Raw genomic sequence first — 418 nt, forward strand, 5'->3', positions numbered from 1 at the left:
GGCTGAGCGTGCGGCTGAAATGTTGGAAATGGTAGGCATTACGAGAGAACGCTATAATGAGTATCCGCATCAGTTTTCAGGTGGTATGAAGCAGAGGGTTATTATAGCTATTGCACTTGCCTGCAGCCCTGAACTTTTGCTGGCAGATGAACCAACTACTGCGCTGGATGTAACTATTCAGGCGCAGGTGTTGGAAATGATTAATGAATTAAGAAAAAAATATAATACATCTATGATTATGATTACCCACGATTTAGGTGTTGTGGCAAAGGTGAGTGATGAGGTTGCCATTGTATATGCAGGAAAGATTATTGAACAGGGAAGTAAGGAGGAAATTTTTGAACATCCAACTCATCCTTACACAAGGGGACTGTTTGGTGCCATTCCCAATATAAAGGCAGATGTCAGAAGGCTTTCC

The 418-nt window shown here is 42.1% G+C and carries 1 protein-coding gene; it reads left to right on the forward strand.

Translation table 11 applies throughout. The features are described from left to right. The coding region (locus NE664_14595) for an ATP-binding cassette domain-containing protein (protein ID MCQ4727864.1) at nt 1-418 on the forward strand (418 nt) is incomplete at both ends.

It is taken from the genome of Anaerotignum faecicola (assembly GCA_024460105.1).
Classification (GTDB): domain Bacteria; phylum Bacillota; class Clostridia; order Lachnospirales; family Anaerotignaceae; genus JANFXS01.